The organism is Nocardiopsis terrae (genome assembly GCF_014651695.1).
GTDB lineage: Bacteria > Actinomycetota > Actinomycetes > Streptosporangiales > Streptosporangiaceae > Nocardiopsis > Nocardiopsis terrae.
This window is the reverse complement of the sequence record NZ_BMXJ01000003.1, coordinates 575,222-593,415: the sequence shown is the minus strand read 5'-3', so window position 1 is coordinate 593,415 and position 18,194 is coordinate 575,222. Positions and strand designations below refer to the sequence as shown.

Annotated in this window: 16 protein-coding genes and 1 pseudogene; 7 read left to right on the top strand and 10 right to left on the bottom strand. The window is 71.4% G+C overall.

Translation table 11 applies throughout. The annotated features are described in order from the left end of the window. Positions 1 to 15 precede the first annotated feature (15 nt). A pseudogene (locus IE195_RS10550) lies at positions 16 to 383 on the top strand (ATP-binding cassette domain-containing protein); the annotation flags it as partial. A 57-nt stretch (positions 384 to 440) separates the two neighbouring features. Here the strand turns inward: IE195_RS10550 and IE195_RS10545 are convergent. Next, a complete protein-coding gene (locus tag IE195_RS10545; protein WP_191270064.1) occupies positions 441 to 1,079 on the bottom strand; it encodes a TetR/AcrR family transcriptional regulator in 639 nt (212 codons plus the stop codon). Between the two features lie 59 nt (positions 1,080 to 1,138). Here IE195_RS10545 and IE195_RS10540 point away from each other — a divergent pair, with 59 nt between their 5' ends. Further along, entirely contained in the window at positions 1,139 to 2,548 is a 1,410-nt protein-coding gene (locus IE195_RS10540) for an aldehyde dehydrogenase family protein (RefSeq protein ID WP_191270062.1), read from the top strand. An 87-nt stretch (positions 2,549 to 2,635) separates the two neighbouring features. Here IE195_RS10540 and IE195_RS10535 read toward each other — a convergent pair whose 3' ends face one another. The 3 genes from IE195_RS10535 to IE195_RS10525 form a co-directional block, all read right to left on the bottom strand. After that, on the bottom strand, positions 2,636 to 3,364 hold the full coding sequence (locus IE195_RS10535) for a polysaccharide deacetylase family protein (RefSeq protein WP_308428423.1): 729 nt from the start codon (positions 3,362 to 3,364) through the stop codon (positions 2,636 to 2,638). A 218-nt stretch (positions 3,365 to 3,582) separates the two neighbouring features. Further along, positions 3,583 to 5,187, bottom strand: a complete 1,605-nt coding sequence (locus tag IE195_RS10530; RefSeq protein ID WP_191270060.1) for a polysaccharide deacetylase family protein — start codon at positions 5,185 to 5,187, stop codon at positions 3,583 to 3,585. A gap of 151 nt (positions 5,188 to 5,338) precedes the next feature. Continuing rightward, positions 5,339 to 6,412 (bottom strand): PA0049 C-terminal domain-containing protein, encoded by a 1,074-nt coding sequence (locus IE195_RS10525; RefSeq protein WP_191270058.1) that lies wholly within the window; start codon positions 6,410 to 6,412, stop codon positions 5,339 to 5,341. A 205-nt stretch (positions 6,413 to 6,617) separates the two neighbouring features. On the opposite strand from IE195_RS10525, the gene amaB reads away from it, so the two are divergent. The 3 genes from amaB (at position 6,618) to IE195_RS10510 (ending at position 9,302) form a co-directional block, all read left to right on the top strand. Further along, positions 6,618 to 8,165, top strand: a complete 1,548-nt coding sequence (amaB, locus tag IE195_RS10520; protein ID WP_191270056.1) for an L-piperidine-6-carboxylate dehydrogenase — start codon at positions 6,618 to 6,620, stop codon at positions 8,163 to 8,165. 170 nt (positions 8,166 to 8,335) lie between these two features. Beyond that, the gene (locus tag IE195_RS10515) at positions 8,336 to 8,824 is read left to right on the top strand and encodes a MarR family winged helix-turn-helix transcriptional regulator (RefSeq protein WP_191270054.1); all 489 of its coding nucleotides are present in this window, start codon (positions 8,336 to 8,338) and stop codon (positions 8,822 to 8,824) included. Between the two features lie 49 nt (positions 8,825 to 8,873). Continuing rightward, the gene (locus IE195_RS10510; RefSeq protein ID WP_191270052.1) at positions 8,874 to 9,302 is read left to right on the top strand and encodes an organic hydroperoxide resistance protein; all 429 of its coding nucleotides are present in this window, start codon (positions 8,874 to 8,876) and stop codon (positions 9,300 to 9,302) included. Positions 9,303 to 9,723: 421 nt separating this feature from the next. On the opposite strand, the gene IE195_RS10505 is transcribed toward IE195_RS10510, so the two are convergent. The 6 genes from IE195_RS10505 to IE195_RS10480 form a co-directional block, all read right to left on the bottom strand. Then, the gene (locus IE195_RS10505; protein ID WP_191270051.1) at positions 9,724 to 10,929 is read right to left on the bottom strand and encodes a low temperature requirement protein A; all 1,206 of its coding nucleotides are present in this window, start codon (positions 10,927 to 10,929) and stop codon (positions 9,724 to 9,726) included. Between the two features lie 162 nt (positions 10,930 to 11,091). Continuing rightward, positions 11,092 to 11,691 carry an SDR family NAD(P)-dependent oxidoreductase gene (locus IE195_RS10500; RefSeq protein WP_191270050.1) on the bottom strand — a complete coding sequence of 200 codons (600 nt, stop codon included), beginning with the start codon at positions 11,689 to 11,691 and terminating at the stop codon, positions 11,092 to 11,094. A 281-nt stretch (positions 11,692 to 11,972) separates the two neighbouring features. Continuing rightward, positions 11,973 to 12,983, bottom strand: a complete 1,011-nt coding sequence (locus IE195_RS10495) for a CNNM domain-containing protein (protein ID WP_191270049.1) — start codon at positions 12,981 to 12,983, stop codon at positions 11,973 to 11,975. Next, positions 12,980 to 14,359 (bottom strand): hemolysin family protein, encoded by a 1,380-nt coding sequence (locus IE195_RS10490; RefSeq protein ID WP_191270048.1) that lies wholly within the window; start codon positions 14,357 to 14,359, stop codon positions 12,980 to 12,982. The genes IE195_RS10495 and IE195_RS10490 overlap by 4 nt, the downstream gene beginning before the upstream one ends. 228 nt (positions 14,360 to 14,587) lie before the next feature. After that, the gene (locus tag IE195_RS10485) at positions 14,588 to 15,148 is read right to left on the bottom strand and encodes a TrmH family RNA methyltransferase (RefSeq protein WP_191270047.1); all 561 of its coding nucleotides are present in this window, start codon (positions 15,146 to 15,148) and stop codon (positions 14,588 to 14,590) included. A gap of 117 nt (positions 15,149 to 15,265) precedes the next feature. Then, entirely contained in the window at positions 15,266 to 15,931 is a 666-nt protein-coding gene (locus tag IE195_RS10480) for a class I SAM-dependent methyltransferase (protein ID WP_191270045.1), read from the bottom strand. 138 nt (positions 15,932 to 16,069) lie between these two features. On the opposite strand from IE195_RS10480, the gene IE195_RS10475 reads away from it, so the two are divergent. Both IE195_RS10475 and IE195_RS10470 read left to right on the top strand, forming a co-directional pair. Further along, on the top strand, positions 16,070 to 16,573 hold the full coding sequence (locus IE195_RS10475) for a dsRBD fold-containing protein (RefSeq protein WP_191270043.1): 504 nt from the start codon (positions 16,070 to 16,072) through the stop codon (positions 16,571 to 16,573). Positions 16,574 to 16,900: 327 nt separating this feature from the next. Beyond that, positions 16,901 to 18,163: an APC family permease gene (locus IE195_RS10470; protein WP_191270041.1), complete on the top strand. Its 1,263-nt coding sequence runs from the start codon at positions 16,901 to 16,903 to the stop codon at positions 18,161 to 18,163. The last annotated feature ends 31 nt before the right edge of the window (positions 18,164 to 18,194 follow it).

The following is an 18,194-nucleotide window of genomic DNA, read 5'->3' as shown; positions in this document are numbered from 1 at the left end:
AGAGACGGGGCAGAGATGAACCAGCACACCCCCCGGCCGGCCGTCACCGCCACCGGACTGCGCAAGTCCTACGGCGACCACACGGTGCTCGACGGCATCGACCTGGACGTTCCGGCCGGCACGGTCTTCTCGCTGCTGGGCCCCAACGGAGCCGGCAAGACCACCGTGGTCAAGATCCTGTCCACACTGATCAACGCCGACCGCGCCCGGCGACGCACCACCGAGCTGCTGGAACGCTTCGACCTGGTGGAGGCCGGGGGAAACCGGCCGTCACCTACTCCGGGGGCATGCGCCGCCGTCTCGACCTGGCGATGACCCTGGTGGGGGAGCCGCGGCTGATCTTCCTGGACGAACCCACCACCGGACCGGACCCGCGCAGCCGCCCGGGCCGGGGGTTCTGCTCCCGGCCCGGGCGCCCGTGTCGGTTGCGGGTCTTCCGCTCAGAGTTCCCGTGAGCCCAGGGCCCTGAGCAGGTAGGGCAGGAGGCGTTCGGCGATGTCGGTGCCGGGGGTGGTGCCGGCGTCGCCCTCCTGCGGCGGGACCAGGAAGGTGTGGCTGACCATCGGTCCGATGACCATCTCCGCGACCACCAGGGGGTCGGCCACCGGGGGGATCTCCCCGCGCTCCACCGCCCGTTCCAGCAGGGCGAAGACCCGTTCCTGCAGGGGGATCACGAAGGCGCCGAAGAGCACGTCGGCCAGGGCCCGGTTGTGCGCGGCCTCGCCGAGCACGGCGCGCAGGAGGCGGCCGGAGGGGCCCTCCAACGCGGTGGCCTTGTCGCGTAGCAGTGCGCCCAGGTCCGAGCCCAGGTCGCCGTTGTCGTGGTCGGGGCCCAGGTTCTCGGCCCAGGCCCGGGCGGCGCCGACCACCAGGTCCTCCTTCGAACGCCAGCGGCGGTACAGGGTGGCCGTGGACACCCCGGCCCGGCGGGCGACGGCGGCGGTGGTCAGACCGCTGTAGCCGTGCAGCTGGAGTTCGGTGAGGGTGGCGTCCATCAGCGCGCGGTCCCGGTTGGCGTCCCGTGGCCGGCCCCGATGGGCGGCCACGGCGGACGTCTCCGGCAGATGGTCCGTCGTCATGGGTAGATCTTATGCCAGGCCCCTATTGGAAACGAAACGTTTTCGTTTAGTCTTGTGGCATGTCCAACACCGAGACCCCCCAGCCCCTGACGCTGACCACCGACATCCCTCCGGTCGTCGCCAGGCTGCGCGCCGCCTTCGACGGCGGTCGCACCAAACCGATCTCCTGGCGCCGCGCCCAGCTGCGGGCCCTGCGCCGCATGCTCACCGAGGAGCGCCCGGCCCTGGAGAAGGCCCTCAAGGACGACCTGGGCAAGCCCCCGGTGGAGGCGCACACCACCGAGATCGGTTTCGTGGTCAACGAGATCGACCACACGCTCAAACACCTGGCCTCCTGGCTGCGGCCCCAGCGCGTGTCCGTGCCGATGGCCCTGGCCCCGGCCAGGGCGCGCCGCGTGCGCGAGCCCCTGGGCACCGTGCTGATCGTCAGCCCGTGGAACTACCCCGTCAACCTGGCCCTGGCCCCGCTGGTCGGTGCGATCGCCGCGGGCAACAGCGCCGTGGTCAAGCCCAGCGAACTCTCCCCGGCCACCTCCGGGGTGCTGGCAGACCTGATCCCGCGCTACCTGGACAGTGAGGCGATCGCAGTGGTCGAGGGGGGTGTCGCGGAGAGCACCGCCCTGTTGGAGGAACGCTTCGACCACATCTTCTACACCGGGAACTCGGCGGTGGCCCGCATCGTCATGGCGGCCGCCGTCAAGCACCTGACCCCCCTCACCCTGGAACTGGGCGGCAAGAGCCCGGCCATCGTCGAACCCGGCGTGGACCTGGCCACCACGGCCCGCCGCCTGGCCTGGGGCAAGTACACCAACGCGGGCCAGACCTGTGTGGCCCCCGACTACGTGCTCGCCATCGGTGACACCGCCGGCGAGCTCCAGCGGGAGCTGGGCGCCGCCATCACCGAGATGTTCGGATCCGACCCGGCACAGAGCCCCGACTACGGGCGCATCGTCAACGAGCGCCACTTCGAGCGGCTCAGCGCACTGCTGGAGAGCGGTGAGGTGGTCGCGGGCGGCCGCACCGACCGCGAGGACCTCTACATCGCGCCCACGGTGCTCGGCGACGTCGAGCCGGACACCCCGGTGATGGCGGAGGAGATCTTCGGGCCGATCCTGCCGGTCGTGCGGGTCCCCGACCTGGACGCGGCGATCCGGTTCGTCAACGAGCGCGACAAGCCCCTGGCGCTGTACGCCTTCACCGGCTCCGAGGCCACCAAGCGCCGTCTGACCACCGAGACCTCCTCGGGCGGCCTGGGGTTCGGCCTGCCGATCGCCCACCTGGCCGTGCCCGACCTGCCCTTCGGCGGGGTCGGGGAGAGCGGCATGGGCGCCTACCACTCCTCGGCGTCCGTCGACACGTTCTCGCACACCAAGTCGGTGCTCGACAAGTCCCTGCTGATGGACACCATGCGGGTGGCCTACGCGCCGATCAGCCAGGTCAAGGAGAAGCTCCTGCGCAGGATGCTCTAGTGCCGCGACGGCTCGTCGTCACGGCACCGGCGGATGAGCCGACCGCGCGGGCCGCTGCCCGGACCAGCCGGTCCGGGCCCTTCCCGCCTACTCGGGTCGGGCGTTGGAGTAGGCCGTGCCCGATTCGAGCTCGTGATCGAACAGGTAGCTGACGGTCACGAAGTGGTAGTCGTTCGCGGCCATCTGCTCCAGGACGTCGGGGACGGCGTCGACGCTGGTCTTGTGGATGTCGTGGAACAGGACCACGCTGCCCGCCCGGGTCTCGTCCTCGGTGATGTCGAGGATCCTGTCGCCGTCGCGGTGCTCCCAGTCCAGGGTGTCCACGTCCCACAGCACCATGGGGTGGTCGATGGCCCCGCGCGCGGTGTCGTCCAGCGACCCGTACGGCGGGCGCATGGTCGCGGGGGTCCTGCCGGTGATCTCGCTGATGGCCTTGTCGGTGTGGTCGAGGTCGTCCTGGATCTGCTCGGCGGAGAGCGTGGCCAGGTCGTCGTGCTTCCAGGTGTGGTTGCCGACCTCGTGGCCCTGCTCCGCCATGCGCTCGACCTCCTCCTCGTAGCTGCTCACCCTGGAGCCCAGGAGGTAGAAGGTCGCCCTGGCGTTGTGCTCCTCGAGGGTGTCCAGGAGTTCGTCGGTGTACTGCCCGGGACCGTCGTCGAAGGTCAGCGCCACGCACTTGACCTCTGTGCAGTCCGGGGACCTGTCAGTGGGGGACGCGGCCGCGGGTACCGCCGTGCTCAGGAGGAGCCCCGAGGTGATCAGCAGCCCTCCGGCAGTCCCGACGGAAGCTTTGTGCATCAGAGAGGTAACGTTCACGCGTCGAAATGTATGTGACGTGAACCGATGAGGCAAAGATAAAGCCAGCTCAGGGTCTTGAAGTGAGAAAGGACTCTTTGGTTTCACACGGGAATGAAACCCGGTTCGCCCTGTGGCTCCGGGACATCCGAGGGACCCGGCCGCGCGCTGGCGTTGTGGTGTCGTATTGGGGCGGCCGGGCCCCTGGGGGTGAGTCCGTCTGCGCGGCCGGGGACCGTTCAGCTCACCCGGGCGTCGGTGTGCAGCGCGCCGGGTTCCATACCGCCCAGCCCGAAGATCTCGCTGACGGTCACGAAGTGGTACCCGTCGCCGTGCAGGCCCTCCAGGACCTCGGGGATGGCGTCGACGCTGGTCTTGTGGATGTCGTGGAACAGGACCACGCTGCCCGGTTGGGTCTCCTCGAGCGCGTGCTGGGCCACGGCGTCGGTGTCGCGGCTCTGCCAGTCCATGGTGTCGACGTCCCACAGGATGATCGGGTGCCGGGTGGCGCTGCGCACGGTGCCGTTCAGCGCGCCGTAGGGCGGTCGCAGGGTGGGCGGGAGTTCGCCGGTCACCTCCTGGATCGCCTTGTCGGTGCGGTCCAGGTCCTTGGTCACCCCGGCGGCGGACAGGGTCGTGAGGTCGTCGTGCTTCCAGGTGTGGTTCCCCAGTTCGTGCCCTTCGGCGTGGGTGCGCTCCACGATCTCGGGGAACTCGTCGACCAGTGAGCCCAGGACGTAGAAGGTCGCCTTGGCGTCGTACTCGTCCAGGGTGTCCAGGAGTTCCTCGGTGTGTTCGCCGGGGCCGTCGTCGAAGGTCAGCGCCACACACTTGAGGCGTTCGCAGTCCAGGGTGGCGCCCTCGGCGGTCAGGGTGCCGTCGAAGGGGAAGTCCCCGGGGTCGGAGTTGCCGGCCACGGCCGCGCTCCGGGCGTGGTAACCCAGTTCGGAGAGGAGTTCCTCGGCCTCCTCCGGCTCCACCGGGAGCAGGACCTCGTCCACTCGGCCCGCGCTGGGGACCACCGCGGGGTCCATTCGCACGGCCAGTCCGCCGGCGGTGCTGAAGGCCAGGTCGGCCAGGGGGGAGGCGGACCAGCGCTCGGCGGCCTCCCAGGCCTGTTCGGGGTCGGCCAGGTCGCTGCCGCCGTCCTGCGGGGTCTGTTCGGCCGATTCCTCCGCCGGGGCCTGGCGAGGGGCCCCGGCGGCCCCGGCGGCCCCGGAGGCCTCGTCGGGAGCGGAGGCCGCAGCCGAGGCCGGGTCCGACCCCGCCTCGGCGCGTGCGGCGACCTCGCCGACGAGCCCGGGCAGTTGCTCGAAGGACAGGTCGTAGCCGTCCTGCAGGACGTCGGCGACCGCCAGGTGCGCGTTCTCCAGGGCCTGTTCGTCCCGGAAGAGCGAGGTCCAGGGCAGTACCTCCCCGGTGGCGGAGTCGTACCAGAGGGTCGCGGCCTCGGTGCCGTCACCGGGTGTACCCGAGGTGACGGCGGTGGTGCGGGTCCCGATGACGTGTTCGGAGGCCGCCAACAGCTCCACGTCCTGGGTCAGTCCGGGGCTGCCGCGGTCGGGCAGCTCCTCCAGGAACGCGGTCTGGCGTTCGGCCATCCGGGTGCGGACCTCGATGGTCAGCGGATGGGACTCGCCCAGGACCGGATAGCGGTAGCTCACCGTGCTGTGCTCGGCCTGCACCGCCACCGTGTGCGTTCGCAGGTGTTCCAGGGAGTCGGGGGAGAACCGGATCGCCTCGGCGTAGGGCAGCGCGTCCTCCGCCGCGTGACAGCCGGGAACCAATAGCAGCCCCAGGGCAGCGCTGACAGTGAGTTTTCGTCGCAGAGAGGTGGCATCCACGTGGGGACCATATCGGAGCCGCGGACTCAAAGGATAACCCCAGCGTGATGTCGCAGAATCAGAGAGTGATTGATTGCCCTCTGATGACCGGAACGCGAAATTTGTCATCCAGTCCCGGGGTCGGGCGTGTCACCACGTACGCAGCCCCGCCTCAGGGGCTCTCCCCTGCCACGGCCGCCACGATGGCGCGCACCTGGGCCAGGGCGGCGGTGTGCTCCTCGGGGCGGGCGGTTCCGGGCAGGTGCACGTGCCCGGCGGGGATCTGCGACCCGGCGCGGTCACGCAGGAGCGTGTTCCGGTAGGCGACCTCGTTGGACAGGTAGTCACCGCCGCCCCCGCGTCGCGCCGCCGAACCCGGGCTGGGGCCCTCGGAGCGCGGCACCGGCCCGCCGCCCGCGGCGGGGACCTCACTCACCTCGGTGTTGGCCACCACCTCGTGCCGGCCGGTCGCCGCGCCGAGGATCCGCTCCAGGGGCAGGGAGGAGCGCGTCCACTCCGGGGCCCCGGCTCCGGGCACCGGGGCGCGCTCGGTCCGCGAGACCCCCAGGTTGTCCCGGCCGCCGCCCCGCCACACCCCGTTCCAGACCTCCAGGTCGAAGCGTTCGGGGCGGCCCCGGCTCAGGGTGAGGACCGCGTCGGCCGCCCCGTACTGCCCGGCCAGGGCCTCCTCCACCACTCCGGCGTCGAAGTCGGCCCAGCGCACGGGGAAGACCGCGGTGCGCACCACAGCGGTGCGCTCACCCACCGGGAAGGTCCACCCGTTCAGGTCCAGGGCGGCGGCCCCGGAGGGGTTGGAGCACTCCACGTCCGTGTCCAGGTGGAAGGGGTCGAACCCGGTGACCACGAGGCGGATCCACCTCTCCCCCGGAGGGAAGTGCAGGTCGGCGATGCCCCGCGAGGTGCTCTCGAACAGGTGCAGGAGTTCGGAGTGGTCCTCCTCGGACAGGTCGAAGGAGGGAGTCCATGTGCGCAGTCGGGCGCGGAGCACCAGGCGGGCCCAGTACAGGGGGCGGTCGTCGACGGGGTCGGTGCCGGTGCGGGTGGCCTCCGTCCACAGCCGGGAGGCGTGTGAGGCGACCACCTCCCGGGCCTGTTCGGGGTCGGTGCTCGTGCGCAGGTCGGCGGCGAACAGGGGCTCGGCGGCGCCGAACCCCGAGCGCGCCAGGATCCGACGGGGCTCGGGACGGTCGGCGCGGTCCTCTTCGGGGGTGGTGTCGTGGTGCACGGGCCAGCTGTCTGGGTCGGGGGCGGTCTGAGCGGGCCTGGCGAGTCTAACGCCGCCGGGCGGCGCCGATACCGCCGGGCTGCGCTCCGGTCGCGGGGCCCGGCGGCGTTCCCGCCGTTCCTTGACACCGGGGCTGGACCGGGGGGCTCGGAGTTGGCAAGGTGTGTGGTGACAGCCTCCCACTCTCAACGGAGAGAGAACACACATGCACACTGGTGCCCTCCCCGACACCGAGGTCCTCGCCGAACGGGCGCGGACCGCTCTGGAGCGGTGCGGAGCGACCCGTCTGCCCGAGCCCGTCGGGGCGCCCGGAGCGGCGCGTACGCCGATCACCGGACGGACCCTGTTCCCCGTGGAGTTCGACACCCCGGACACCGCCGAGCGCGCCGTGGCCGCCGCGCACGCCTCCTTCACCTCCGTCTGGCGGGACACCCCCGCACCTGTCCGGGGGCAGCTCGTCCACCGGTTGGGTGAGTTGCTGCGCGAGCACAAGGCCGACCTGGCCGAGCTGGTCACCCTCGAAGCGGGCAAGATCCGCTCGGAGGCCCTGGGCGAGGTCCAGGAGATGATCGACATCTGTGACTTCGCCGTGGGCCTGTCCCGGCAGCTCTACGGGCGCACCATGCCCTCCGAACGCCCCGGTCACCGGCTGATGGAGACCTGGCACCCGCTGGGCGTGGTCGGTGTCATCACCGCCTTCAACTTCCCCGTGGCCGTGTGGTCCTGGAACACCTGTGTGGCGCTGGTGTGCGGCGACACCGTGGTGTGGAAGCCCTCCGAGCTCACCTCCCTGACCGCGCTGGGCTGCCACGGCCTGCTCATGCGCGCGGCCGCCGACGTCGGTGCGCCCTCGGACGTGCACCGGCTCGTCCTGGGCGGTGCCGAGGTCGGCGACGTTCTGGTGGGCGACGAGCGGGTGGCGCTGCTCTCGGCCACCGGCTCCACCGCGATGGGGCGGACCGTGGCTCCCAAGGTGGCCGCCCGGATGGGCCGCTACCTTCTGGAACTGGGCGGAAACAACGCCGCGGTGGTGGGGCCCTCGGCCGACCTGGACCTGGTGGTGCGCGGCAGTGTGTTCGCGGCCGCAGGGACCGCGGGGCAGCGCTGCACGACGCTGCGCCGGCTGATCGTGCACGAGGACGTGGCCGACCAGGTGGTCGAGCGCGTGGTGGACGGCTACCAGCAGTTGAGCGAGCGCATCGGCGACCCCTACGCGGAGTCGACGCTGGTCGGCCCGCTGGTGGGGGAGCGCGGGCACACGGCCATGCGTGCGGCACTGGCGCAGGCCCGCGCCGACGGGGGCGAGGTCCTGGCGGGCGGTGAACGGCGCCTGGAGAAGGACGCCGAGGACGCCTACTACGTCGAGCCCGCGGTGGTGCGTATGCCCGCGCAGACCGAGGTCGTGCGTCAGGAGACCTTCGCGCCGATCCTGTACGTGCTGACCTACCGCACCCTGGAGGAGGCCGTGGAGCTGCACAACGCGGTCCCGCAGGGGCTGTCCTCGGCGATCTTCACCCAGGACCAGGCCGAGGCCGAGCGCTTCCTGTCCGCGGCCGGGTCCGACTGCGGCATCGTCAACGTCAACATCGGCACCTCCGGGGCCGAGATCGGCGGTGCCTTCGGCGGTGAGAAGGACACCGGCGGCGGCCGGGAGTCGGGTTCGGACTCCTGGAAGGCGTACATGCGCCGGGCCACCAACACGGTGAACTACGGCGGGGAGCTCCCCCTGGCCCAGGGCGTGCGCTTCCTCTGAACGGAGCAGGGGCCCGGACACGGGGCCCGGACGGGCGGGTCCGCACCCCGGGATGCGGACCCGCCCGTCTCCGGCACACCGCGCCCCAAAACAGTTGTGTCCAATACTGTTGTGCACAACCATTTTCTGTTACGGTGATGACGGCAGCGAGCGAAGACGGAGGAGGAACCATGGCGGGCACCGACGAGGGGGACCCCCTTGCCCTGGACCGGCAGCTGTGCTTCTCCCTCTACACCGCCTCCCGTGCCCTGACCGGGCTCTACCGGGAGATTCTGGCCGACCTGGAGCTGACCTACCCGCAGTACCTGGTGATGCTCGTGCTGTGGGAACAGGGAACCCTGCCGGTCAAGGAGCTCGGCCGGGCCCTGAACCTGGACACGGGAACGCTCTCGCCTCTGCTGCGCAGGATGGAGGGCGCCGGACTCCTCACCCGCAGACGCGGGCCCGAGGACGAACGGATCGTCCACGTCAGCGTGACCGAGGAGGGGTCCCGGCTGCGTGACAGGGCCGGCCCCGTCCCCGCCCAGATCCTGTGCGCCACCGGCCTGCCCCCGGAACGGCTGGGGGAGCTGCGCACGCTGCTCGACCAGGTCACACGTTCGGTGACGGCCGCCACGGAGGGAACCGCCACGCGCACCGACCGCGGCACCGACACCTGAACCCACACGACACCGGGTCCGGCGCGTCCGGACCCGGGAGAGGGAATCCATGGCTTACAACGTCCTGTACACCGCCGAGGCCACCGTCACCGGCGAGGGCCGCAAGGGCTTCGGCAAGACCGACGACGACCGTCTCGCGGTCGACCTGTCCGTGCCCAAGGGCCTGGGCGGCGACGACGGCCCCGGCACCAACCCCGAGCAGCTCTTCGCCGTCGGTTACGGCGCCTGCTTCCACGGCGCCCTGCGCAACGTCGCCCGTCAGGCCAAGGCCGACGTGGACAACGCCACCATCAACCCCAAGGTCAGCCTGGGCAAGTCCGACGACGGCCTGGACATCGCGGTCGTGCTGACCGTCACCATCCCGGGCCTGGAGCAGGCCGAGGCCGAGAAGCTCGTCGAGGCCGCCCACCAGATGTGCCCCTACTCCCGCGCCACCCGCGGCAACATCGAGGTCGAGCTGATCACCAAGACCGCCTAGCGTGTCTCCTCCCGTGCGACGGGAACCGGGGCCGGCCGCACCCAGGTGTGCGGTCGGCCCCGCCCGTGTCCGGGGCCCGCGCGCCTCAGAGGCCGCGACAGGCGGCCGGGCGGCGCTCGAACCGGGGGTCCACCGGACGGACGCTGGGCCTGCTCAGGACCAGGGCATGACGGACGGTCCCCGTTCTGGAGCTGGTTCTCCGGGAAGTGGACCCCGGGCTCGTGACGCACCCCCTACCTCATCCGGTCAGCGCGGGCGTGCACGTACGCGTGGTGGTCGAGCGGCCAGGGGTCGCGTCCGCGCTGGTTCCGTTCGCCGGTCAGGACGGCGGAGCGGACCTCGCCCCCGCTGTGGAAGGCGGGGCTGGGGCAGGGCCGAGCCGATCAGGGCCGAGCCGATCAACGTGAGCACCGGAACGCGGTCATCCCGCAGTCATTGCGGGAGTACGCCGGGCGGTGAGCTGGGTGACCACGGCCAGGGTGCCCATGATCGCGACGGTGGCCAGCCCGATGGCCAGTGACGGCAGGACGTGACCGACGGCCAGACCTGCGGCGCCGACCACGACCAGTGCCGCCGCAGCGAGGTAGCGGGCACGGGCCACCGAGCCGGTCCGAGAGCGCAGGAACAGAATGTTGCCCGCCAGGTAGACCAGCGGCCCGCCCACACTGGTCAGCACCAGCGCCGGGGTGGTCTCGGCGTGACTGATCCGCAGCTCGATCGACACGGCCACGACGATCGCGCCGGCGACCATGAGCGCGTGCGCGTAGGCGAACGCCGAACGCAAAGCGCCAGTGCCGGCCTTGCCCCGACTGGCCCGCGTGTCGGGCCCGGCCAGGGCGAAGTAGGCCCACCACAGCACGAACAGGCCGGTGAACCCGAGCAGTGCCGCGGCGACCGCGCGTGCCGGGATCGGGTCGAGTTCGGACAGCGTGAATCCCATGATGAGGATGGACTCGCCGAGCGCGATGACGAACACCCCACGGTTGCGTTCGGCGAGATGCTCGGCGTCGGTGGGCCAGGTGTGCATCGGTGCCGAACCGAGACCGGGGAAGCGGAACTGCAGCCGTGGAGCCGCCATGTCCACGAGCAGGGCAACCAGCCAGACTGCCAGCCGTGGCCCGGGGTCAAGAAACGCCCCGACGATGAACAGCACCCCCGCCGTGGCGCTCCAAGCCAGCAGATTCGTATAGTTCTTCGCGAGCACGTGCCCGCGCAACGCGAGAGCCGTGAACGCCGGACGGCCGACCTGGGCTGCCACGTAGCAGGCCGCGAAGAGCAGGCCGTCCTCGGCGAAGGCGTGCGGCAGCCCGAGCGACATCCCCAACGCGGCCAGCATCAGCAGCGCGTTGAGGACTCGGACGAGTCCGCTGTGCGGGTCCAGCCAGTTCATCGCCCAGGCCGAGTAGTTCCAGGCCCACCACACGGCCCCGAACAACACCGCGACCTGCAGCACGCCCAGCCAGGTGAGGTCGGCCAGCAGCGTATGCGAGACCTGGATGATCGCGAAGACGTATACCAGGTCGAAGAACAGTTCGATCGGCGCGACCTCCGAGCGTCGTGCGCCCTCCGGCCGCATCAGGCGGGGCCGCGCTTCCTGGGTGCGGTGCGAATCGCGATTCTGGGTCATGGTTTCCTTCCCTGATGACGTGTTCCGGCCGTGCCGCGGACTATGGTCGCCTGATGTGGAAGGCAGCAGTGGCCCGCGGGACCGCAACCGGGGACGTCAGGTCCAACAACAGCTTCAGCAGGGTCCCGGGGCAGGCTTTCCCGCCCGGATACTGCCTGCACATCACAACCGCAGTGCCCCCGCGCCCTCTGTGACCGGGCCCGGCATGACCGTGACCGGCTCGATCCCGTACCGGGCCACCTCGAACCGTGCCGCTGGGGCGAGGGTCTCGAAGGCGGTCTTCACCGCGCAGTACGGGCCCAGCACCGGGTGGACCACGCGGCTGGTGGTCGAGCCGACACACACCAGCGGCCCGGACCGAGAGTGCCGCATTCGCGGCAAGGCCGCCCTGTTGACCCGGTGCGCGCCGATGAGGTTCCTGTCGAACGGGCCGACCAGTCGCCCGGGGGTGAAGGCTTCGGCGGGCCCGAGCGCTCCGTGGCCGACGTTGTGCACGACCACGTCCACCCGGCCGTGGGCGGTGATGACCGTGTTCATGGCCGAGTCCGCCGGCCCTTGCCGGGTGACGTCCAGGTCCGCTATTCGCAAGTCCACCTCGTTGTCCTGTGCATGCCGACGCGCTGCGGCCGCGTTCTCGGCGTTGTGGTCGGTCGTGTCAGGCATGCTTGCGTGAACCGTGTGGCCCGCACCCGCCAATGTCTGGGCGCTGAGGCGTCCGATACCCGTAGAGGCGCCGGTGACCAAGACGTTCAATGCTGACATGACGGCTCCTCCGCGGAGATCCCCGCGCTCGGCGTGTCCTATCCGGAGCACCTGCCCGTACGGCATCGACACCTGGCGCTGAACCCGACATGGTCCACCCACAGGCCGACGATGGGTTTGGGATCGGCGGGGACGTTCACGCTTGGCTGGTCTCGAAACGGCTGATACGACCGTTGGCTTCTGAGATGAGCTCTGAGCGGTGGCTCCGCGGGAAGGGTCGGGGCACACGAAAGGGGGAGGGCGCGAACGCCCTCCCCCGGGACACGGCCCCGCGCGGTCTCCTACGCGGCGGTGTCCAACAGCAGCAGCCGGTCCAGGATGTCCTGGAGCGTCACCAGGCCCAGCAGCTCCCCGTCCGTCTCGACGAGGGCGAGGTGGCTGCGGCTCTCCCGCATGATGCCCATCGCCGCGTACATCGGCGTACTCGCCGACAACGTCAGCACCGGGCGCATGAGGTCGGCGGCGGTGGTTCCGTCCGGGCTCGTCAGCGCCTCGCGCACGTGCAGTACCCCGACGGGCGCGTCCTGCTCCAACACCACCAGGCGCAGGTGTGTGGACTCACGCGAGACCCGCTTGATCTCCTCCAACCCCGCCTCCGGGGCCACCCACGCGATGTCCTCCCGCGCGGTGATGTGCCCCTCCAGCGGCTGGGAGTTGACCTCCAGGGCCGTGGCCAGCTGGTCACGGCGCTCGGAGTCCAGCGCGCCGGCCTTGGCCGAGTGCTCGACCAGCTCGCGGACGTCGTCCGGGTTGTGTCCCGCCGACATCTCGTCCACCGCGTTCACCCCGACCCTGTGCAGGAACCAGTTGGCCAGACCGTTCAGGAAGAACAGGAGCGGCCGGGTCGCCCACATGAACGCCCGCATCGGCGGGGCCAGCATGATGGCGGACCGCTCCGGGTGGGAGATCGCCCAGGACTTGGGCGCCATCTCGCCCACGACCAGGTGCAGGAAGGTCACCACGACCAGGGACAGCACGAACGAGACCACGTACCCCACCGAGCCGGGGAGGCCGCCGAACAGCGGCTCCAGCAGGTGGTGGACGGCGGGCTTGGAGATGGCGCCGAGCGCCAGCGTGCACAGTGTGATGCCCAGCTGCGAACCGGCCAGGAGCAGGGACAGGTCACGGGCGCTCTTGACGGCAGCCCGGGCCGCCGCGCTCGTCTCGGCGGCCTCCTCCAGCCGGTAGCGGCGGGCCGCCACCAGGGCGAACTCGATGGCCACGAAGAACGCGCTCAGCGCGATGATGCCCACGGTCAGCGCCAGGGCCAACCAGACGTTCATGTCGCTCATGCGCGCACCTCCTGTGCTTCCTCACCGGCGAGCTCCCGCAGCCGCAGTTCCACCGTGTGCGGCACGCGCCTCTGGACCGCGCTGACCGTCATGGTCAGGGCCATGTCCGGGTCGCCCTCGTGGGCGCTGGGCGGCCGGGGGAGCTCCATCTCCACCCGGTCACCGACCTCGGGCAGCCGGTGCAGCTCGCGGATGACCAGGCCCCCGACCGTCTCGTAGTCGCCCTCGGGCAGGTCGTGGCCGATCAACCGCTCGACCTCGTCGATGTGCAGCGCCCCGGGCACGAGGTAGCCGTCCTCCCCTTCCAGGTGGGCGGGCGACTCCTCCTCCGGGGTGTGTTCGTCGGCGATCTCGCCGACCAGCTCCTCGGCCAGGTCCTCGGTGGTGATGACCCCGGCCAGGCCGCCGTACTCGTCCACCACGCACGCGAACTCCTCGCCCGCCTCGCGCAGCTGGTCGAGCACGCCGGGCAGCGGGAGCGAGGCCGGGACCATGACGGACTGCCGCGCCACCTCGCTGACCCGGACGGCCGACAGGTCGCGGTCGCCCAGGGCGAGCACGTCGCGCAGGCAGATCACGCCCACAATGTCGTCCACGCCCTCGCCCAGCACCGGGAAGCGGGAGTGGTCGGAGGCCATGAGCTCCACGACCCGGCTGACCGGGTCGCCCTCCTCGACGGTGGTGATGTCCGGACGCGGGATCATCGCGTGCCCGGCGGTCTGGTCGTGGAAGTCCAGGGTGCGGTCCAACAGGACGGACAGCTCGGGCGGAAGGTCGCCGCTCTGCCGCGACTCCGCGATGATGCTCTCCAGGTCGCGCGGGGTCGCCGCGTGCTGGACGTCCTCCACGGGCTCGATCCGTACCGCCTTGAGCAGGACGATCGCCGCCTGGTCGAACAGCCAGATGACCGGGCCGAAGACCTTCAGGTAGATCCCCGTGGACAGCGCCAGCCAGCGGGCCACCGGCTCGGGCCTGGCGATGGCCAGGTTCTTGGGGAAGAGCTCACCGAAGATCATCTGGACGACGGTCGAGAAGATCAGGGCGAACAGGGTGCCGGCCGCGACACCGGTGCCGAGCGGGACGCCGACACCGCCGAGGAGCACGCCGATGCCCGTACCGATCATCGGCTCGGCGACGTAACCGACGAGCAGACCGGTGACGGTGATGCCGAGCTGGGCCCCCGAAAGCATGAACGAAGTGCGTTTGGTGACCGCCAGGGCGCGTTTGGCCCCCGCGTCACCGGCCGCGGCCCGCGCCTTCAGACGCGAGCGGTCCACGGCCATGTAGCCGAACTCCTGGGCGACGAAGTAGCCGTTCGCGGCGATCAGCACCAGGACGACCAGGAAGCCCAGGGCGATACTGAGGACGGTGGTCATCGGGCGCACACCGCCCGGGTCCGTCTGTCAGCAGAGTGCCTGGGAAGGTGTGCGCCCTCCGAAGAAGGAGGGTCGTCGGAATCTGGGTCACAGCATCCCTGAGGGATACTGCTGGTACTTCGGGACGGATCCACTGTTCCTCTCTCTGCGCCGTGGCGCGTCGGGTGTGTCAGATGCGTGGGTCTGGTCAATGAGGGGACGTCCGGCGGAGGGGAAAGATTCCCCGGCTCAGATCCCGGCGGGGGCGTCGGCCTCGTCGCCGAAGCCGGCCCACTCACGGCGGCGGGCCTCGGCGAGGGCGATCGCGGTGGCCACGGCCACGTTCAGCGATCCGACCCGGCCGATCTGGGGAATGTAGGTGACGGCGTCCGCGCCCGCCAGCAGGGCGGGGGAGCAGCCGTGGTCCTCGGCTCCCACGGCAAGGCACACGTCGGGCTCCACCGGAGCGGCGTGCAGCGGCACAGCGCCCTTGGCCAGTTCGACCGCGACCACCTTGTAGCCGTCGGTGCGGGCGGCCTCCAGGGCCTGCCCGGTGGTGGCCAGGCGCGTGTGGGGGACCTTGGCGGCGGTGCCCAGGGCGGTCTTGCCGACCTTGGGGTCGTCGGGGTCCGCGCTGTTACCGGTGAGCCAGAGCTGGTCGACGCCGAAGGTCGCACAGGTGCGCAGGATCGATCCCAGGTTGTAGGGCTGGGTGACGGACTCGACGAGAAGGGCCAGGCGCCCCTCGGTGCGCCTGCGCCACTGGCGGTTCAGGCGTTTGACGTCCGTGGGACGCAACTGCGTGCTCAACTGCGGTGTGTTCCTCGTGGGTGCGGGCCGGGACGGTTCCCGGCGGTCGTCGGTACAGATTACCGGTCGGGGATCGGGTACGCACGCGTGACCCGGGTCACCTTCCGGTGGGTCCGGCTAGGGGGCCGGGGCGGGGTCGCCGGCCCTGCGTACGGCCAGGACGCGGAACCCGGCCCGGGAGGCCACCCGCTCGGCGGGCAGTCCCTGGGAGTCCAGCCACTTCTGCAGCGAGTCCGAGCCCAGGTGGCGCTGGACGACGAGGTGGGCGACGCCCTCGGGGGTGAGCCGGTTCAGCCAGGTGCGCAGCATCGAGTGCAGTACGCCCTTGCCCACCCGGATCGGCGGGTTGGACCAGATCGCGTCGAAGGGGCCGAGCAGCTCCTCGGCCGTGGGGGTGTCCCCGGGGCCCTGCTCCGCGGCCGGGCCCCCCTCGGGCCCGACCACGGCGAACCGGGCGTGAGCCAGGCCGTGCTCGGCGGCGTTGCGGCGGGCCAGGCCCACGGCGCGGGCGTTGACGTCGACCCCGAGCACCCGGGACCCGGGTGCTCGGGCGGCCATCGTCAGGGAGACGGGGCCGTACCCGCACCCCAGGTCGAGCAGGCGCCCCTCGGCGGGCGGGGCCGGCACGCTCTCCAGCAGGACCCGGGTGCCGAGGTCGACCTTGTCGGGTGAGAACACCCCGCGGTCGGTGTGCAGGCGCAGGTGCAGGTCGGGCAGGACCAGGTCGGCGGTGGAGGGCCGACTGGCGGCGCCGGGATCGGAGTCGAAGTAGTGCTGGGCCACGCCGTGACGCTACCAGGGACGGGCGGGGGATCTGACCGGCAAAAACCTTGCATACCACCGGAAACGAAAGCGCCAACCCCCTGTCGAAGGGCGAATCAGAACGGAAGATGGGGATAAGCGAGGTTTGTGGGGGGATCCATGCGAGCAGATGTAGGAGACCGGCTGGTCGTCGAGAGCCCGAACGCCGACACCCACCGTCGTACGGGGGTGGTCACCGAGGTCCGGGGCAGGCAGGGGGAACCGCCCTACCAGGTGCACTGGCTCGGCACGGACGAGGGCCGCGACGCCCTGGTCTACCCGGGGCCCGACGCGCACATCGAACACCCGTCCGCGACGGGCGCGGGCGGAGAGGGAGCGGATGCCATGCAGACGATGAAGCGCTGGAACGTCGACGTGGTCCTCGCAGAGGAGAGCGAGGGGGACGCCGCGCGCACCTGGGCGGAGGTGGGCCTGGTCGCTGACGACGGTACGGCGCTGCGCGGCCACGGTATGGCCCGCAAGCACCCGTCGGACCTGGACGTGCCCGAGATCGGGGAGGAACTCGCCGTCTCGCGCGCCCTGTCCGACCTCTCACGCCAGCTGCGCCAGGTGGCGGCCGAGGACATCAACGACAACACCGGATCACCCTGGCGCCCCACCTGACCGGTCTCCGCCCGCCGGCGCGGACGGCAGTACAGGTGTGAGCGGCCCCCGGCTTCCGGTCGGGGGCCCGCTTGTGCCCCGTAGCACCCGGCCCGGCACGGTCGGTGCCGGGCGACCGGCCCCGGGGCCCCACGGGTCCGGAACCGGCCACCCCGGCGCGGGGGGTTCGCGCCCGGCGGTCACCTGCATCGGGCACACTCGGAAGTCGGACACGACCTTTGGCCCGTTCCGAGCGGCCTCCCGGCCCAGGTGGTCCGCGGCTTCGGGAACGGGGGACAAGCGCGTCCGCCGGCCACAGGCCGGAGGCACTCACCCAAGGAGACCTCGTTGGCCACCTCTTCCGGACCGCAGGCCAGACCCGCCCGGACGCTGGGAACCGTCGACGCGGCCGCCATCGGCGCCGCGGCGATGCTCGGCGCCGGGGTCTTCTCGGTCTTCGCCCCGGCGGCCCTGGGCGCCGGGGCCTGGCTTCCCGTCGCCATCCTCATCGCCGGACTGGTCGCCTACTGCAACGCGATCTCCTCCGCGCGCCTGGCCGCCCGCCACCCCGAGAACGGCGGCACCTACGTCTACGGGCGGGAGCGCCTGGGCGACCTGTGGGGTTACCTGGCCGGATGGTCCTTCGTGGTCGGCAAGATCGCCTCCTGCGCGGCGATGGCCCTGACCTTCGCCACCTACACGCTCCCCGGCTGGGAGAAACCCGTCGCGGTGGCCGCCGTGGTGATCCTGGCCGCGATGAACTACCGGGGGGTGCGCAGATCCGTCCTGGTCGTCAAGGTGCTGCTCCTGACCGTCCTGGCGATCCTGGTCGCGGTGCTCGTCACGATGCTGGTGAGCGGGCGCCTGGCCGCCGTCGCCGAGGTTGAGGGCCTGGGGCCCTGGCCCGGCTCCTTCGGTGTCCTGGGGGCCGCGGGGATGATCTTCTTCGCCTTCGCCGGGTACGCGCGCATCGCCACTCTGGGGGGCGAGGTCCGCGACCCCCGGACCACCATCCCCCGGGCGATGACGCTCTCCCTGGGCCTGGTCCTGGTCCTCTACCTGGCGATCGGCACCGGCCTGCTCATCGTGCTGGGCCGGGAGAACCTCACCACCAGTGACGCGCCCATGGTCGACGCGGTCCTGGTCGCCGGGTTCCCCGTGATGGTGCCGTTCGTGGTGGCCGGTGCGGCCCTGGCCAGTCTGGGCGCCCTGGTGCCGCTGCTGCTGGGGATATCGCGCACCACCGCGGCGATGGCCGCCGACGGGCACCTGCCGCGCCCGCTGGCCGCCGTGCACGGGCGCCACGGCGTTCCGCACCGGGCCGAGGCGGTGGTGGCCGCCGTGGTGATCGCCCTGGTCCTGGTCGCCGACCTGCGCGGCGCGATCGCCTTCTCCGCCTTCGGGGTCCTGGTCTACTACGCCATCACCAACGCCTCGGCGCTGCGCCTGGGCCCGGACGAGGACCGCCCGCCGCTGATCGCCCCGGTGTGCGGTCTGGTCGGGTGCGTGGTCCTGGCGACCAGTCTGCCCCTGCCCGTGGTCGTCACCGGTGTCCTGGTGCTGGGCGCGGGTGCGGGCCTGTGGTGGCTGCGCCACCGCCTTGCCCCCTGAGGGCCGGGCCTCTCCTGAAAGCCCGGCCGTT

What these genes read in the sequence shown, in the direction of transcription:
- IE195_RS10545 (WP_191270064.1), bottom strand. Translation starts at nt 1,079, where the DNA reads ATGACGACGGACCATCTGCCGGAGACGTCCGCCGTGGCCGCCCATCGG.
- IE195_RS10540 (WP_191270062.1), top strand. Translation starts at nt 1,139, where the DNA reads ATGTCCAACACCGAGACCCCCCAGCCCCTGACGCTGACCACCGACATC.
- amaB (WP_191270056.1), top strand. Translation starts at nt 6,618, where the DNA reads ATGCACACTGGTGCCCTCCCCGACACCGAGGTCCTCGCCGAACGGGCG.
- IE195_RS10515 (WP_191270054.1), top strand. Translation starts at nt 8,336, where the DNA reads ATGGCGGGCACCGACGAGGGGGACCCCCTTGCCCTGGACCGGCAGCTG.
- IE195_RS10510 (WP_191270052.1), top strand. Translation starts at nt 8,874, where the DNA reads ATGGCTTACAACGTCCTGTACACCGCCGAGGCCACCGTCACCGGCGAG.
- IE195_RS10505 (WP_191270051.1), bottom strand. Translation starts at nt 10,929, where the DNA reads ATGACCCAGAATCGCGATTCGCACCGCACCCAGGAAGCGCGGCCCCGC.
- IE195_RS10500 (WP_191270050.1), bottom strand. Translation starts at nt 11,691, where the DNA reads ATGTCAGCATTGAACGTCTTGGTCACCGGCGCCTCTACGGGTATCGGA.
- IE195_RS10495 (WP_191270049.1), bottom strand. Translation starts at nt 12,983, where the DNA reads ATGAGCGACATGAACGTCTGGTTGGCCCTGGCGCTGACCGTGGGCATC.
- IE195_RS10490 (WP_191270048.1), bottom strand. Translation starts at nt 14,359, where the DNA reads ATGACCACCGTCCTCAGTATCGCCCTGGGCTTCCTGGTCGTCCTGGTG.
- IE195_RS10475 (WP_191270043.1), top strand. Translation starts at nt 16,070, where the DNA reads ATGCGAGCAGATGTAGGAGACCGGCTGGTCGTCGAGAGCCCGAACGCC.